General features: G+C 74.2%; 15 protein-coding genes and 1 pseudogene. 6 read left to right on the top strand and 10 right to left on the bottom strand.

Annotation, left to right across the window (positions count from 1 at the left end):
- Positions 1 to 9: 9 nt before the first annotated feature.
- Positions 10 to 204, top strand: coding sequence for a DUF2277 family protein (locus EAO71_RS12730; protein ID WP_261992112.1), 195 nt, complete (start codon positions 10 to 12; stop codon positions 202 to 204).
- Here EAO71_RS12730 and EAO71_RS12725 read toward each other — a convergent pair.
- From EAO71_RS12725 to EAO71_RS12710, 4 genes are all read right to left on the bottom strand, one after another.
- Positions 164 to 787 (bottom strand): DedA family protein, encoded by a 624-nt coding sequence (locus EAO71_RS12725; RefSeq protein ID WP_147977826.1) that lies wholly within the window; start codon positions 785 to 787, stop codon positions 164 to 166. The genes EAO71_RS12730 and EAO71_RS12725 overlap by 41 nt on opposite strands.
- Before the next feature lie 150 nt (positions 788 to 937).
- Positions 938 to 1,396: a DoxX family protein gene (locus EAO71_RS12720; RefSeq protein WP_399758580.1), complete on the bottom strand. Its 459-nt coding sequence runs from the start codon at positions 1,394 to 1,396 to the stop codon at positions 938 to 940.
- A 139-nt stretch (positions 1,397 to 1,535) separates the two neighbouring features.
- Positions 1,536 to 3,209, bottom strand: a complete 1,674-nt coding sequence (locus EAO71_RS12715; RefSeq protein ID WP_147979266.1) for an alkaline phosphatase D family protein — start codon at positions 3,207 to 3,209, stop codon at positions 1,536 to 1,538.
- A gap of 70 nt (positions 3,210 to 3,279) precedes the next feature.
- Positions 3,280 to 3,942 carry an HNH endonuclease family protein gene (locus tag EAO71_RS12710; RefSeq protein WP_147977825.1) on the bottom strand — a complete coding sequence of 221 codons (663 nt, stop codon included), beginning with the start codon at positions 3,940 to 3,942 and terminating at the stop codon, positions 3,280 to 3,282.
- Positions 3,943 to 4,274: 332 nt separating this feature from the next.
- On the opposite strand from EAO71_RS12710, the gene EAO71_RS12705 reads away from it, so the two are divergent.
- Positions 4,275 to 5,045, top strand: a complete 771-nt coding sequence (locus tag EAO71_RS12705) for an ABC transporter permease (RefSeq protein WP_147977824.1) — start codon at positions 4,275 to 4,277, stop codon at positions 5,043 to 5,045.
- 102 nt (positions 5,046 to 5,147) lie between these two features.
- Here EAO71_RS12705 and EAO71_RS12700 read toward each other — a convergent pair whose 3' ends face one another.
- Both EAO71_RS12700 and EAO71_RS12695 read right to left on the bottom strand, forming a co-directional pair.
- On the bottom strand, positions 5,148 to 5,816 hold the full coding sequence (locus EAO71_RS12700) for an HAD-IA family hydrolase (protein ID WP_147977823.1): 669 nt from the start codon (positions 5,814 to 5,816) through the stop codon (positions 5,148 to 5,150).
- Positions 5,817 to 5,951: 135 nt separating this feature from the next.
- The gene (locus tag EAO71_RS12695; RefSeq protein WP_147977822.1) at positions 5,952 to 7,289 is read right to left on the bottom strand and encodes a peptidoglycan-binding domain-containing protein; all 1,338 of its coding nucleotides are present in this window, start codon (positions 7,287 to 7,289) and stop codon (positions 5,952 to 5,954) included.
- A gap of 151 nt (positions 7,290 to 7,440) precedes the next feature.
- Between EAO71_RS12695 and EAO71_RS12690 the strand changes: the two genes are divergently transcribed.
- Positions 7,441 to 9,495, top strand: coding sequence for an MFS transporter (locus EAO71_RS12690; protein WP_147977821.1), 2,055 nt, complete (start codon positions 7,441 to 7,443; stop codon positions 9,493 to 9,495).
- A gap of 192 nt (positions 9,496 to 9,687) precedes the next feature.
- Here the strand turns inward: EAO71_RS12690 and EAO71_RS12685 are convergent, their stop codons facing one another.
- Together EAO71_RS12685 and EAO71_RS12680 are read right to left on the bottom strand one after the other, a co-directional pair.
- Positions 9,688 to 10,173: a GNAT family N-acetyltransferase gene (locus EAO71_RS12685; protein WP_187282652.1), complete on the bottom strand. Its 486-nt coding sequence runs from the start codon at positions 10,171 to 10,173 to the stop codon at positions 9,688 to 9,690.
- 93 nt (positions 10,174 to 10,266) lie between these two features.
- On the bottom strand, positions 10,267 to 10,596 hold the full coding sequence (locus EAO71_RS12680; protein ID WP_147977819.1) for an antibiotic biosynthesis monooxygenase family protein: 330 nt from the start codon (positions 10,594 to 10,596) through the stop codon (positions 10,267 to 10,269).
- Between the two features lie 12 nt (positions 10,597 to 10,608).
- Here EAO71_RS12680 and EAO71_RS12675 point away from each other — a divergent pair, with 12 nt between their 5' ends.
- Together EAO71_RS12675 and EAO71_RS12670 are read left to right on the top strand one after the other, a co-directional pair.
- On the top strand, positions 10,609 to 11,697 hold the full coding sequence (locus EAO71_RS12675) for a serpin family protein (protein WP_147977818.1): 1,089 nt from the start codon (positions 10,609 to 10,611) through the stop codon (positions 11,695 to 11,697).
- A gap of 90 nt (positions 11,698 to 11,787) precedes the next feature.
- Complete coding sequence (locus EAO71_RS12670; RefSeq protein WP_147977817.1) at positions 11,788 to 12,192, top strand: hypothetical protein; 405 nt, start codon at positions 11,788 to 11,790, stop codon at positions 12,190 to 12,192.
- Positions 12,193 to 12,220: 28 nt separating this feature from the next.
- Here EAO71_RS12670 and EAO71_RS12665 read toward each other — a convergent pair whose 3' ends face one another.
- Together EAO71_RS12665 and EAO71_RS12660 are read right to left on the bottom strand one after the other, a co-directional pair.
- Positions 12,221 to 12,889 (bottom strand): O-methyltransferase, encoded by a 669-nt coding sequence (locus EAO71_RS12665; RefSeq protein WP_147977816.1) that lies wholly within the window; start codon positions 12,887 to 12,889, stop codon positions 12,221 to 12,223.
- Positions 12,886 to 13,944, bottom strand: coding sequence for a DUF2330 domain-containing protein (locus tag EAO71_RS12660; RefSeq protein WP_261992111.1), 1,059 nt, complete (start codon positions 13,942 to 13,944; stop codon positions 12,886 to 12,888). Before EAO71_RS12660 ends, EAO71_RS12665 begins: the two co-directional genes overlap by 4 nt.
- A gap of 25 nt (positions 13,945 to 13,969) precedes the next feature.
- Here EAO71_RS12660 and EAO71_RS37655 point away from each other — a divergent pair.
- Positions 13,970 to 14,153: pseudogene (locus tag EAO71_RS37655) on the top strand (hypothetical protein); the annotation flags it as partial.

Below are 14,153 nucleotides of genomic sequence, written 5' to 3'. Positions count from 1 at the left end.
GGAGTTCGCATGCCTCTCGCCAGTGTCTACGCGCGTCGAATAGCCCGCCGTGCCACCGTGCTCGGCGCCACCGCCGCCCACAACCGCGAGGTGTTCGACCGCGCCGTGGAGGAGATCGCGGAGGCGACCGCCCGGCTGCTCGACGGCCTCGAGGTGCGCGGGGTCAGGAAGCCGCGGCCGGAGCCGCAGCCGGACGCCGTATGACGAAGGCGGCCAGCGCGCCCGCGAGGAACAGCGCGACCACGGAGACGCCCGCGCTGATCCAGGTCGGGCCCAGCCACAGGCCGCCGAGCCAGCCGAGCGCCACGCTGTAGCCCGCCCAGACCACGCCGGCGAGGGCCGACCACGGCAGGAACTCCTTGATCCGGCGCCGGGCCGCGCCGGCGCCCAGGGAGACCACCGAACGCCCCGCCGGGGCGAAGCGCGCGATCACGACGAGCAGGCCGCCGCCTCGCGCCAGCGCTGTGCCGAGACGTTCCTGCGCCCTGGTCAGGCGGCGCGAGCGGGCGATCGCCCGGTCCAGCCGGGCCCCGCCGCGCCAGGCCAGCCGGTAGGCCACGAAGTCACCGAGGACCGAGGCCGTGGCCGCGCACAGCAGCAGCGGCAGGACGGAGGGCACGTCCGTCGACGTCGCGGTGGCCGTCGCCGCCGCCGTCGCGGCCGTGATCACCAGGATTCCGCTCGGCAGCACCGGCAGGAAGACGTCGAGGAGCACCGACGTCGCCACCGCCGCGTAGATCCACGGTCCCGCGGTCAGTGACCGCAGTGACCCTATGCTGTCGAGCACATTCACAGCGCCAGAGCCTACGCGGGCCGGGCGCCGCACACAGCGACCGGGGCCGGAAACCGCTCTTGCGGTCTCCGGCCCCGGTCGTGCAGGGGCGTCGCGCGTCCGGTGCGGCAGGAGGGACGCCCGCCGCGCCGGACGGCGACGGGGTCAGGCGGCGACCGGCGCGCGCCGCTCCTCGGGCTGCGCGGCGCCCGCGCTCCGGGCCCCGAAGAGCCGGTCGAGCGCCAGCGCGCCCGGCCCCGTGAAGACGAGCAGCAGGAACACCCAGCAGAAGAGGGCCGCACCCTCGCCGCTGTTCTGCAGCGGGAAGAGCGCCTCGGGCTGGTGGACCTTGAAGTACGCGTACGCCATCGACCCGGAGGCGACGAACGCCGCGGTACGGGTACCCAGTCCGACCAGGACCAGGACACCCGCGACGAGCTGGATCACCGCCGCGTACCAGCCCGGCCAGGTGCCGGCCTCGACGGTGCCGCCGCCCATCGCGCCGCCGAGGACGCCGAAGAGCGAGGCGGCGCCGTGGCAGGCGAAGAGCAGGCCGACGACGATGCGGAACAGGCCGAGCGCGTAGGGCTGCGCCCGGTGCAGGCGGTTCGCCAGGTTGTTCATGGGGACGGACTCCTTCGGTCGTGTCCGTTCGTGGGGGAACGGAACGTGGGGGACGGAACCGATGAGGCCGTCAGGTTAGGCACCCCTCACCTGTACTTGCAAGTTCAACATTCAGCCACGTGCGCCGCGGTGGGGAGCGTCACCCCGCGTCGAGCACCCGCTCGTCGACGGTCACCAGGCCTGCCCCCGCCCGCGCCTGATCGAGGGTCAGCGTCGCCGACCGCCCCCGCAGGGTCAGCGTCATGAGCTGGTTGCCGAACCACGGCCCGCCCGTCCGGCGCCAGCCGATCGAGGGCCGGGCCACCCGGCCGTGCCGGGCCAGCAGCCGCCCCAGCCGGCGCCCCGCCCGGCTCCAGCCGAAGCGGAAGCCGAGCCGTATCGACGCGGGCACGGCGTTGTGGAGCGGGGAGCAGGTCAGCTGGACCACCCGGGCCGGGGGACCGCCGTCCGGCCAGCGCGGCTCCGCCACGTACGCGTGGTGCACGTCCCCCGAGAGCACGCACACGGTCGCCGGCGCGTCCCGGGTGTCCGCGGCCGGCGCGCGGCCGTCCGGGGATCCTCCGGCGGCCTCCGCGAGCAGCCGGGTCAGCGCCTCGAACGAGTCAGGGAACGCCGCCCAGTGCTCCAGGTCCGAGCGCTGCCGCAACCGTTCCCCGAACCGGGCCCAGCGCCCCGTCGGCCCGCCCCGTTCGCCCCGGCACAGGGCCGCGTTCCAGGCCTCCGCGTCGTGGATCAGCGGCGGCAGCAACCAGGGCAGCGAGGTGCCGACCAGCAGGTGGTCGTACGTGCCGGGGCCGTCCAGGGCCTGGTCGCGCACCCAGGCCGCCGCGGCCGGGTCCAGCATCGCCCGGGAGTCCTCCGCCAGGACCCGCGCCGCCCGGGTGTCGACCATCAGCACGCGGGTCCGGCCGAGGTCCCTGCGGTGACTCCACCGCACCCGCGCCGGATCGGCGTCGGCCTCGGCCGCGAAGCGGCGCAGCAGCTCGGTCCCGTCGGGCACCGACCGGATCTCGGCGTACAGCGGGTCGGCCGCCAGCTCGGCGGGGGAGAGGTTGCCGAGGTGCTGGTACACCCAGTACGACATCAGCCCGCTCACCACCCGTTCGTGCCACCAGTGCGTGGACCGCATCGTCGCGAGCCAGGCGGCGCTGGTGTTCCAGTCGTCGATCACGTCGTGATCGTCGAAGATCATGAGGCTGGGGACGGTCGAGAGCAGCCAGCGGACCTCCGGGTCCCGCCAGGACTCGTCGTAGAGCCGGGTGTACTCCTCGTAGTCGCCGACCTCCGAGCCCGGGGCGTCGCGCGGGTCGCGGCGGGCGGCGAGCCAGCGACGGGTGGCGGCCGAGGTCTCGTCCGCGTACACCTGGTCGCCCAGGAGCAGCAGGACGTCGGGCCGTGCGCGGCCCGGGTCGGCGGCCAGGGCCGTCGCCAGGGTGTCGAGCGCGTCCGGGCCGACGGGGTCGTGACCGGCGGCCGGTTTCGCCGCCCAGCGGCAGGAGCCGAAGGCGACCCGGAGGCCGTCGGCCGGCGTGCGGACCGTGCTCGGCGGAAAGCCGGAGCCGGGCTCCGGCCAGACCGGGCGGTCGTCGAGCAGCACCTCGTAGGCGGTCGCCACGCCCGGGGTCAGCCCGGTCACCGGGACCAGGGCGTAGTGGTGGCCGGCGATCTGGAACGTCCGGGCACGGCCGCCCGCGCCGTCCGCGCACCGTATCTCCGCGGTGCACGGGCGGTCCGCCTCGACCCACACCGTCGCCGAGGTGCCGGTCACCCCGTCGACGTACCGCAGCACCGGTCCGATCCTGAGTCCGGCCATCATCGTGATCCCCCTCCGCCGTTCCGCCGTACGGTACGGAACGGCGGGGCGGATCACACGGGTTCCGGCGTCAGCAGCCGTTCAGGACCGACTGGAGGGCGCTCTTCTCGGCGGAGTCGACGCTCAGGTTCCAGTAGTACTTCACGTGCACCCAGGCCCGGGCGTACGTGCAGCGGTACGCGGTGCGCGACGGCATCCACTCCGCCGGGTCCTGGTCTCCCTTGGACTGGTTGACGTTGTCGGTGACGGCGATGAGCTGGGGGCGGGTCAGGTCGTTGGCGAAGGACTGCCGGGTGGCGGTGGTCCACGAGCTGGCGCCCGAGCGCCAGGCCTCGGCGAGCGGGACCATGTGGTCGATGTCCAGGTCGGAGGCGACGGTCCAGGTGGCGCCGTCGTACTGCGAGTACCAACTGCCGCTCACCGAGGCGCAGCTGGAGTCGGTGACGACGTTGACCCCGTCGCGCTTGAGCACGGTCTCCCGCGTGTTGCAGGCGCCCGACTGGGTGATCCAGTGCGGGAAGAGATCGCGGCTGTAACCGGTGGAGGAACCTTCCGCCTTGACGGTGAGCGAGGCGAGGTACGACCGCGCGGTGGCGGCGCTCACCGGCGTGGGCATCGCGGCCTGGGCGGTCGGGGCGGTGGCGAGGAGGCCGGTCACGGTGAGCGCGGCGGTGGCGCCGAGCACGGTGGCACGGCGGGCTATTCGACGCGCGTAGACACTGGCGAGAGGCATGCGAACTCCCTTGATGTGGGGGGACCTTGGCCCAACCGTCCCCGGGCGGGTGCCGGGTGGCCCGGTCATCGTGGCGGCGCGAGGTTTCCGTGCGGGGTGCGCCAGGTAACAGAGTGGCGACATGGGCACGTCACATCAAGGGGTCGGACGGGTCTGACGAGGTGACAGATAAGGCGCCGGCGCCGGGTCTTGCCCGGTACGTCCCGCCTGGTCCGCGGAGTCCGGGCCGCGGAGTCCGGCCCGCGCGGGAGCCGCTCGGCACGCGAGCGGAGCCCAGGGGGTGCCTGTCGATCGGGCCGGATGGGCGCGACAAAGCCCCCTAGAGTTGGCGCGTGCTTCTCGACGTCAACGTCGCTTTCGGGGTGGTCCTGGCCGTTCTGCTCGCGGTGGCCGCGGGCGTGGTCGCGGTGGCGCGGCTCGGGAGTCCGCGCGACAGCCTGGTCGCCGGACTGCGGGCGGCCGTTCAGCTCGTGGCGGTGTCGCTCGTCATCGGGTGGGTGATGCGGCACCTGCCGTTGCTGCTGGGATTCCTGCTGCTCATGTACGGGGTGGCGGTGTGGACCGCGGGGCGGCGCGTCACCCGGGGTGGCGCCGGCTGGTGGTGYGCGGGCGTGCCCATCGCGGCGGGGGTCGCGCCGGTCGTCGGCACGCTCGTCCTCACCGGGCTCGTCCCGGTGCGGGGCGTCGCGCTCATTCCGGTGACCGGCATCCTCATCGGGGGCGCGCTGACGGCCACCGTCCTCGGCGGGCGGCGCGCGCTGGACGAACTCGGCAACCGGTGGGGGGAGGTCGAGGCGGGGCTGGCCGTCGGTCTGGGGGAGCGGGAGGCGCGCCTCGAAGTGGCGCGCGAGGCGGCCTCGGACGCGTTGCTGCCCGGGCTCGACCAGACGAGGACGGTCGGTCTCGTCACGCTGCCCGGCGCGTTCGTCGGCATGCTGCTGGGCGGGGCGTCGCCGTGGGAGGCGGGCGCGGTCCAGCTCTTCGTCCTCGTCGCGCTGATGGTCGTCCAGGCGGTCGCGGTGGCGGTGGTCCTGGAGCTCGTGGCGCGCGGCAGGCTGGTGCGCGGCCCGGCCGCCGCGGAGGGCGGGAAGCCTGGCCGGTGAGAGGGGGCGCGGGCCGCGGAGCGGGGATTCCGCCCACCCTCCGACGGTCCCGCCCGCGACGGTCCCGCCGCAGCCGCCCGTCCGTCGTGCCGGGGCCGCTGCCTACGGCAGGACGGCGAGGGTGATCGTGCCGCTCTCGGAGACCGACAGCGCCAGGTCCGTGAGGTCGCGGACGTGGAGGTCGGGGGCGAAGGCGGCCGCTCGCGGTCCCACGCCCACCACGCGCATGCCGGCCGCGCGGCCGGCCTGGATCCCGGCCTCGGAGTCCTCGAAGACGACGCAGTCCTCCGGAGCGAAGCCCAGTTCCGCCGCGCCCTTGAGGAAGCCCTCCGGGTCCGGCTTGCTGGCGCCGACGGACTCCGCCGTGACCCGGACCGCCGGCATCGGCAGCCGTGCCGCGCCCATCCGGGCCCGCGCGAGGGCGGCGTCCGCGGAGGTGACCAGGGCGTGCGGGAGGGAGGCGATCGCGGTCATGAAGGCGGGGGCGCCCGGTACGGGCACGACGCCGTCGAGGTCGGCCGTCTCCTCGGCGAGCATCACCTTGTTGTCCGCGTGGTTCTCCGCCATGGGGCGCTCGGGGAGGAGGACGGCCATGGTCGCGTATCCCTGGCGTCCGTGGACGACCTTGAGGGCCTCCACGGGGTCGAGCCCGTGCCGGACGGCCCAGCGGCGCCAGCAGCGCTCGACGACCGCGTCGGAGTTGACGAGGGTGCCGTCCATGTCGAGCAGGAGGGCGCGGGCGGTGAGCGTTGCCGGGGTGCTGGCGGGCATCAACGGTCTCCAGAAGGGGTGGGAGGAGAACGAAGTGGACCCGCTCACCGGTCAGGGAGTGCGAGCGGGATCCACTTTGTTCCTTCACGATACAAAAAGCGGCGCGGCTCCGCCAATCCGTCCGCATCGCGGACCTCAGCCGCTCGTCTCCGCCTCCAGCGCCCGGCGGGTGTTCGACCCGTACACGCCGTCCTCGTCCCCGTCGATGTCCTTGTACGACTGGTACACCTCCACCGCGTGGCGGACCTTCCTGTCGTACTCGCCGTCCGAGGGGCCGCTGTACAGCCAGAGCTGCCTCAGCCGGTCCTGGAGCTCCCGGACCTCGGGCCCCGAGTCGCCGTAGCGCAGCGTCGGGCCGAGCGCGTCCTGCGACGGGGTCGCGGGCGCCACCGGGTTGCTCGATGGCGCCGCCGACGACGCGGTGGCGCCGGTCGTGGCGGCCGCCGTGGTCCGGGTCGCCGAGGCGGTGGCCGTCGCCCGCGCGGACCGCGAGGCGGAGGCCGACGCGGACGGCGACGCGGACGCGGAGGCGGACGGCGAGGCCGTCGGCGACTCGGAGACGGCGACGTTCTCGGACGTGCTCGACGTCACCGTGGGGACGGCCGCCCGGTCCTCGGTCGACTCGCCGCCGTCGAACATGCCCGACGCGAAGGCGGCGGTTCCGACGACGGCCACCGCCACGGCCGCCGCGAGCGCCACGACCGCGCCGCGCCGACGGGTGGCGGGCCGCTCGGGCCCGTACCCCATCTCGAAGTCCGGTTCGGCGTCGTGCGCGGATCCGGGGCCGGCGTACTCCGGCCCGGGGGCGCCGGGCTCGGTGTCCCCGGGCGCCGGGTACGGCGCGGCCTCGGCCGCGAGGTGCGGCGCCGGGCCGCCGGCGAGGCCCTGCGTGGGAGCGCCGGGCGCGGATCCGGCCATGGTGCCCGCGGCGACGCCGTGCGCCGTGCCGGGCGCGAGGCCCGCGCCCCCGGTCCAGCCATGCCCCGTGCCGTGCCCCGCCGGCCCACCGCCCTGCCCGCCGAGTCCCGGCAGCAGCAGCGGCATCGTCTCCGACGGGTCGCCGGTCGTCCCGGGCCCGCCGGCCGCCGGCGCCGGCCGCCCGTGGCCGCCGTCGGCGCCCGGGTCCGTCAGCGGCGGAAGCCCGTGCGGGGCCTCCGGCGGCAGCGGTCCCGGACCCACCGCTCCCGGCACGTACGGGGACAGCTCCCCGTGCGACTCCGGGGCGCCGTACACCGGACCCGCCGCGGGCGGAGCCGGCGGAAGCCCCTGCTCCGCCTCCGCCGCCGGCCGCGCGGGACCCGCCGGCGGGTGTCCCGGGCCCTCCCCTTGCCCGTACACCCCCTCCGGCGCCTCCAGCGTCACGTACGGACGGATGCGCAGCGGGTCGAAGTCCTCCGCCTCCGCTATCCGCTCCCGGGCGCAGGCGCAGCCAGGTCTGTGTACACCGCATTCAGGACATGCTTGTCCGCTCACCGTGGATCCCCTCCCCATACCAACTTGCGAGCGATTATGCAGGCCGTTCCTGGACGGGGAAGGGGCGGCAGCCCCCTCCCGCAGGCCATAACCGGACATTCGGATCAGGATGGAGGGGTTACGACCCCCAGGGACACCCCCGGAGACGCCCATGGCCCAGGAAGTACGCCCCTCGGACATCGGTGGCGGTCCCTCGCCGGCGGACGGAAACGGCCGGCGGGGAGTCGTCGTCGCCATCGGCGCACTGCTCCTCGGCATGCTGCTCGCCGCCCTCGACCAGACCATCGTGTCCACCGCGCTGCCGACCATCGTCAGCGAACTCGGCGGACTCGAGCACCTCTCCTGGGTGGTCACCGCGTACATGCTCGCGGCGACCGCCGCGACGCCGCTGTGGGGCAAGCTCGGCGACCAGTACGGCCGCAAGAAGCTCTTCCAGGCCGCCATCGTCATCTTCCTGATCGGCTCGGCGCTCTGCGGCATCGCCCAGAACATGCCGCAGCTCATCGCCTTCCGCGCGGTCCAGGGCCTCGGCGGCGGCGGACTCATGGTGCTGTCGATGGCGATCGTCGGGGACCTCGTGCCGCCCCGCGAACGCGGCCGGTACCAGGGGCTGTTCGGCGCCGTGTTCGGCGCCACCAGCGTCCTCGGCCCGCTGCTCGGCGGGCTCTTCACCCAGCACCTCTCCTGGCGCTGGGTCTTCTACATCAACCTGCCCATCGGCATCGTCGCCCTCTTCGTCATCGCCGCCGTGCTGCACATCCCGGCCCGCGGCACCCGCCACACCATCGACTACCTCGGCACCTTCCTCATCGCCTCGGTCGCCACCTGCCTGGTCCTCGTCGCCTCCCTCGGCGGCACCACCTGGGCCTGGGACTCCGCGCAGATCATCGGCCTCGCCGTGCTCGGCGCCGTCCTCCTCGTCGCCTTCGTCCGCGTCGAGCAGCGGGCCGCCGAACCCGTGCTGCCCCTGAAGCTGTTCCGGATCCGGACCTTCACCCTCGTCTCGGTCATCAGCTTCGTCGTCGGCTTCGCGATGTTCGGCGCGATGACCTTCCTGCCGACCTTCCTCCAGGTCGTCCAGGGCATCACCCCGACCATGTCCGGCGTCCACATGCTGCCCATGGTCCTCGGCCTGCTCATCACCTCGACCGCGTCCGGCCAGATCGTCTCCCGCACCGGCCGCTGGAAGGTCTTCCCCATCGCCGGCACCGGCATCACGGCTCTCGGGCTGGTGCTGCTCCACCGGCTGACGGAGACCAGCTCCACCTGGGAGATGAGCGTCTACTTCTTCGTCTTCGGCGCCGGACTCGGCCTGGTCATGCAGGTGCTCGTCCTCGTCGTGCAGAACGCGGTGTCGTACGAGGACCTCGGCGTCGCCACCTCGGGCGCGACCTTCTTCCGGTCCATCGGGGCGTCCTTCGGCGTCGCCGTCTTCGGCACGATCTTCACCCGCCGGCTCGACACCGAACTGGACGCGGCGCTCGCCGGACAGGCGCTCCCCCCGGGGATCGGCCCCGACAAGATCGCCGCCGATCCCCGCGCCATCTCCGCCCTGCCGGCGGACCTCCGGCCCTCGGTCCTGCACGCGTACGCGACCTCCATCACCGACGTCTTCCTGTACGCGGTGCCCGTCGTCCTCGTCGCCTTCGTCATCGCCTGGTTCCTCAAGGAGGACAAGCTGCGCGGTTCGGTGACGGCCCCCGACACGAGTCAGACCCTCGCCTCCAACCCGGTGGAGCGCTCCTCGCACGACGAGTGCGCCCGCGCCCTGTCCGTGCTCGGTTCACGGGAGGGCCGCAAGGAGATCTACGAGAAGATCACCGAACGGGCCGGCTTCGACCTGCTGCCCGCGGCGAGCTGGCTGCTGCTGCGGATCCGCCGCCACGGCACCGTCGAACCGGCCCGGCTCGCCGAGGCCACGCCCGTACCGCTGCGGGCCATCACGGACGCCTCCCGTCAGGTCGAGGAACGCCGGCTGGTGCAGCGCGAAGGCGTGCAACTCGTCCTGACGGAGGAGGGGCTCCAGGCCGCGACCCGGCTGGCGAAGGCCCGGGAGGACTCGCTCGCCGAGCTGCTCGGCGACTGGTGGGGGCCCGACCGCCCTACGGACCTCGTGGCGCTGGTGGAGGAACTGACGTCCGAGCTGTGCGGCTCGGACGCCGAACGGCCCCCCACATCCGAACCGCCCCGCGACCACCACGCCTAGGGCGTGTCGCGAAAGTCCCGCCTGCCCCGCGACGCCTGGCACGCCCAGTCGGAGAGCGACCCTCCGCCTTGCGATCGCACGCATCAGGCGRCGCGGGGCCCGCCCTCCGGGCGGACGGCGCTCCTTTCGCCACACGCCCCGGTCCCCGGACCCGCGACAGGGGTGGTGGACCTCGTCGCCGCCTCCGGCCGTTCAGAGCTTCTTGCCGTACCAGACCTCCATGTACGGGCCCTCGCAGTAGGCGGGGATCTCCTCGTACCCGTGGCGGGTGTAGAGGGTGCGTGCCTCGATCAGGTCGAGGCGGGTGTTCAGGACCGTCCCGCGCGCCCCGAGGCCCCGGGCGGCCGTCTCCAGCGCGTCGAGCAGCAGGCCGGCGCCGCCCGTGCCGCGGAACCGCGGGCGGACGTACACGCGGGTCAGCTCGGCGCGTTCGGCGTCGAGCATCAGCAGCCCGCCGCAGGCCGCCGGCGCGCCCGCGAAGGCGCCGACGAGGAAGGCCCCGGTGGGCGGCGCCAGCAGTTCGACCCCGTCGCCCGTCAGTCCCTCGTCGATCTCGGCCTCGGTCGCCGGCCGCTTCCAGTAGCGGCCGGCGACCTCGCCGTAGTAGTCGCGGCGCAGGGCGGTGGCGTCCGGGGTGTCGACGCGTTCGGGAGAGAAGGACCAGCTCATGCGGGCCATTGTGGACGGGTGCGCGCCGGGCCCGCCTCTGAATTGACGTGCCCTCCCGTGCCCGGACCGCCCGGGTCCTGCGCTCCCGACCCTGCCTTCCGGCTACTTCGGGGACGCCTGCTGGACGACCTCGAAGGACCACAGGGTGGATCCCGTCGCGGCCGGCTTCGGACGCTCGCCGCCGCCCTCGCCGCCCGCGGTGCCCTGGTGGGCGGCCTTCATGGAACCGTTCATCCAGTTCTGGAAGTCCTCCTCGCTGCGCCAGCGGGTGTACACCAGGTACTGGTCCGTGCCCTCCACCGGGCGCAGCAGCTCGAACCACTCGAAGCCGTCGGAGCCCTCCACGGCCCCGGCCCGGGAGGCGAAGCGCCGCTCCAGCACCTCGCGCTGCTCCGCCGGGACACTCAGTACGTTGATCTTCACGATGCTCATGGAGGGCAGGATATGACCGCCATCGATCCGGCGACGCATACGGGTGCGATTCGGACGCTGGCCGAGCGCTGGCTGCCCCGCCTCGGCGACGGCGACTTCGTCTGCTCCCCGGCCGGACTGTGGTTGGCACTGGCCGCCGTCGCCTCGGGGGCCCGGGGGGCGACCGCAGCCGAGCTGCGGGGGCTCCTCGGCGTCCAGGGGGACGGGGCGGCCGACGCGACGACGGTCGTGGGGCGCCGGCTCGGCCGGACCGGCGGGCTCTCGGTGGCGACCGGGGTGTGGAGCGGGGTGCCGGTGCTGACGTCCTTCCGGCAGGGGCTCCCCGACGTCGGCTTCGGCCCGCTGAACGACCGGGCGCAGGAGGAACTCGACACCTGGGTGCGGGAGTCCACCGACGGCCGGATCGACCGGCTGCCCGTCGGGCTCGACGGCACCGAGGACCTGGTCCTGGTCAACGCCCTTGCCCTGAAGGCCACCTGGGCGACCCGCTTCCCCGTCGAGGACACCCGGCCCGCACCGTTCACCGACCGGCGCGGCTCCACCGTGGACGTACCGACCATGCGCCGCCGGATCCCGGTGTCCCGGGCTTGGCGGGTCGGCGCGACCACCGTCGTCGAACTGCCGTGCTCGGGCCCCGAAGGGACGGCGGCGCGGGTGCGGTTCGTGCTCGGAGCCGAGGGCGAGGGGCCCGCGGGCATCCTGCCCGCGGCCTGGGCGGCGCGCGGACGGCGGGCGGTGGAGGCCGACGGCGTCGACCTCGCGCTGCCCCGGTTCTCGCTGCGGACGAGGACGGACGTGCTCGGGCAGCTCCCCGCACTCGGCGTCACCCGGTCCCTGCGCCCGGGCGCCGACTTCTCCGGGCTCTCCCCGCAGGAGCTGTTCCTCGCCGACGTCGTCCAGGAGGCGCTGGTCGAAGTCGCCGAGGACGGGGTGGAGGCGGCCGCCGTCACCGCCGTCGTGATGACCCGGAGCGCCGCCCGGCCCCGCAGGCAGGTCATCGAGGAGATCGTCTTCGACCGGCCGTTCGGCGTCGTCGTCCTCGACGGATCGGGCACCGTCCCCCTCTTCGCGGGCTGGCGGTCCAGCGCCCCCACGGGCTGAGCGGGTCGCGCTTGACGGCGCCGTGCATCAGGCGTAGTCCGGAACACGGGGATCGATCCACTCCGGGAGGGAACGGAGAGGAGTCCCATCATGCTCGGCGAACTGCTCGGCGAGATCCAGGGAGAGACGACGGGGATGCGAGTCCTGTCCACCGACGGGGGCCATCCCGTCGTGGAGGCCTCGTTCCAGGCGACCGGCACGCTCCTGGGCGCACCGGTCAAGGACATGGGGACCTACGAGTCCCTCGTACGGCCCGACGGCACCCTCTTCGGCGAGGGGCAGGGCGTCACCATGACCCAGGACGGGGAGACCATCACCTGGCACGGCTCGGGTGTGGGACGGTTCAACGACTCCGGCGGGGTCGACTGGCGGGGCGCGCTCTTCTACGAGACCGCGGCCGCCTCCTTCGCCCGGCTCGTGGGCGTCGCGGCCCTGTTCGAGTTCGACACCGAGGAGAGCGGGAAGGTCGCGGGCCGGATCTACGAGTGGCGGTAGCCGCCGCATCGACCCGGCCCCGCACCGGTCAGCCGACGACGCGCGCCAGCAGCAGCCCGTCGTACCCCTTCGACCCCACCGTCTGGAGCGCCGTCGCGTCCAACCGCGGCTCGCGCGAGACGAGTTCGAGCATCTCGCGGGTGCCGGTGACGGCCGGGTCGTCCGGGTCGGGCTCGGCGACGCGGCCGCCGCGCACCACGTTGTCGACGATGATCACCGTGCCGGGGCGCGAGAGCCTGAGTGCCCAGGACACGTAGTGCGGGTTGTTCACCTTGTCGGCGTCGATGAAGACCAGGTCGAAGGGGCCCGCGCCCTCGGCCTCCAGCAGCGGGAGGGTGTCCAGCGCCGCCCCCGTGCGCACCTCGACGATCTTGTCGAGTCCGGCCCGGGCGATGTTGGCGCGGGCCACGTCGGCGTGCGCCGGGTCGTACTCGAGGGTGATCAGCCGGCCGTCCGCGGGCAGCGCGCGGGCCAGCCAGATCGTGCTGTACCCGCCGAGCGTGCCGATCTCCAGGACCGAACGCGCCCCGTGCACACGGGCCAGCAGGTGGAGCAGCTTCCCCTGGTTGGGGGCGACGGCGATCTCCGGGAGCCCCGCCGCCGTGGAGTCGGCCAGCGCGGCGGCGAGGGCGTCGTCGGCGGGCGCGAGCAGATCGGTGAAGTAGCGGTCCACGGCGGTCCATCGCTCTTGTGTCATACGGCCGAACGTACCCCGGCGCCCCCGCGTCGCACCCGGATCGCCACGACGGAACCGACGGCCGCCACCAGGACGCCCGACACGGTCAGCAGCCACACCGGCAGCCCGCCGGCGACGGTCAGCAGCCGGTCCTCGAAGACGACCTCCCGGTACGGCGCGTCGGAGGGCGCGGCCCGCAGCTCGTGGTCGCCGTCGATCAGGGACGGGACCGGGAACTCCTGTTCCAGGGCGGTGAGATACACCTTCCCCGGCCCGGCGAGGTCCGCGACGGGGCCTTCCGGTTCGACCGCTCCGGCGAACCTGACCTCGGGCGGGCGGCCGCCGATGTCCGTGCGCGGCTCCATGCGGTGGTCCGCGAGGACGTACAGGCCGAGCGACTGCGGGCTCTGCGCCAGCCGGGAGAGCCGCATCGGGTAGACGAGCCGGTCGCTGGCGAAGGAGATCCGCAGCGGGTCGAGTCGGCCGTGCAGGGCCGTGCCGCGCTCCTGCGGCGCGAGGCGGACGGCGACGTACTCCCACTTCCGCTCGACGTACGGCTCCAGTTCGGTGGCGAGCCGGTCGGACAGCTCGAAGCCGTTCTCCTTCAGCCAGCCGCTGAGCGCCTCCGGGTCGGTGGCGGTCAGCCGTGCCACGTCGAAGGGGCCGAGGCGTTCGCGCCCGACGACGCCGACGTCCGCGCCGGCGCCGGGCGGTGCGGCCGCCGCACCGTCCGTGTCGCCGCCGGCGAAGGGCCAGTCGTCGCCGCGCGGCCAGAAGTAGTGCCGTTCGCGGTGCTCGGGCCGGGTGATCCGGTCGAGCACGTCGAAGAGGGCCCCGTCGCCGAGCGCCACGTCCGCCCGGCCCGGTACCGGCATGATCCAGGCGGCCCGCTGCGCGGTCCCGCGCACGGTGAAGCGCATGACGATCTGCTCCGTGCGGCCGTCCCAGCGCACGGCCGAGGTCTCCCGGTCGACACCGATGCGCTGGGTCCGGTCCGGGATCATGGCGCCGCAGCCGCAGGCGTACGCCGGTGCGACGAGCGAGCCGAGCTGGAGCGCGAGCAGCGCGAGCAGCATGGTCAGGATTCTGTGGTTCCCCCGCATGCGGGTTCAGACGCGGCGCACCAAGATCCGGTTCCGGCGACTCCGGTTCCGCGGGCCGGCGCCCCCCGACGCGCCGTACCGGGAGGTCGTCTTCGAGGACCGGCTGCTGACCGTCGCCGGCGGGCTGCCGGTGTGGCTGCTGACCGTGTCGGGCGTCCTGGTGGCGGCCGTCGGTTCCGTCG

Origin of the sequence: Streptomyces sp. MS191, assembly GCF_008042125.1 — a bacterium.
GTDB lineage: Bacteria > Actinomycetota > Actinomycetes > Streptomycetales > Streptomycetaceae > Streptomyces.
This window is presented reverse-complemented; position numbering and strand designations above follow the sequence as displayed.

What these genes read in the sequence shown, in the direction of transcription:
- EAO71_RS12665 (WP_147977816.1), bottom strand. Translation starts at nt 12,889, where the DNA reads ATGACACAAGAGCGATGGACCGCCGTGGACCGCTACTTCACCGATCTG.
- EAO71_RS12660 (WP_261992111.1), bottom strand. Translation starts at nt 13,944, where the DNA reads ATGCTGCTCGCGCTGCTCGCGCTCCAGCTCGGCTCGCTCGTCGCACCG.
- EAO71_RS12690 (WP_147977821.1), top strand. Translation starts at nt 7,441, where the DNA reads ATGGCCCAGGAAGTACGCCCCTCGGACATCGGTGGCGGTCCCTCGCCG.
- EAO71_RS12730 (WP_261992112.1), top strand. Translation starts at nt 10, where the DNA reads ATGCCTCTCGCCAGTGTCTACGCGCGTCGAATAGCCCGCCGTGCCACC.
- EAO71_RS12685 (WP_187282652.1), bottom strand. Translation starts at nt 10,173, where the DNA reads ATGGCCCGCATGAGCTGGTCCTTCTCTCCCGAACGCGTCGACACCCCG.
- EAO71_RS12715 (WP_147979266.1), bottom strand. Translation starts at nt 3,209, where the DNA reads ATGGCCGGACTCAGGATCGGACCGGTGCTGCGGTACGTCGACGGGGTG.
- EAO71_RS12720 (WP_399758580.1), bottom strand. Translation starts at nt 1,396, where the DNA reads ATGAACAACCTGGCGAACCGCCTGCACCGGGCGCAGCCCTACGCGCTC.
- EAO71_RS12675 (WP_147977818.1), top strand. Translation starts at nt 10,609, where the DNA reads ATGACCGCCATCGATCCGGCGACGCATACGGGTGCGATTCGGACGCTG.
- EAO71_RS12710 (WP_147977825.1), bottom strand. Translation starts at nt 3,942, where the DNA reads ATGCCTCTCGCCAGTGTCTACGCGCGTCGAATAGCCCGCCGTGCCACC.
- EAO71_RS12700 (WP_147977823.1), bottom strand. Translation starts at nt 5,816, where the DNA reads ATGCCCGCCAGCACCCCGGCAACGCTCACCGCCCGCGCCCTCCTGCTC.
- EAO71_RS12670 (WP_147977817.1), top strand. Translation starts at nt 11,788, where the DNA reads ATGCTCGGCGAACTGCTCGGCGAGATCCAGGGAGAGACGACGGGGATG.
- EAO71_RS12680 (WP_147977819.1), bottom strand. Translation starts at nt 10,596, where the DNA reads ATGAGCATCGTGAAGATCAACGTACTGAGTGTCCCGGCGGAGCAGCGC.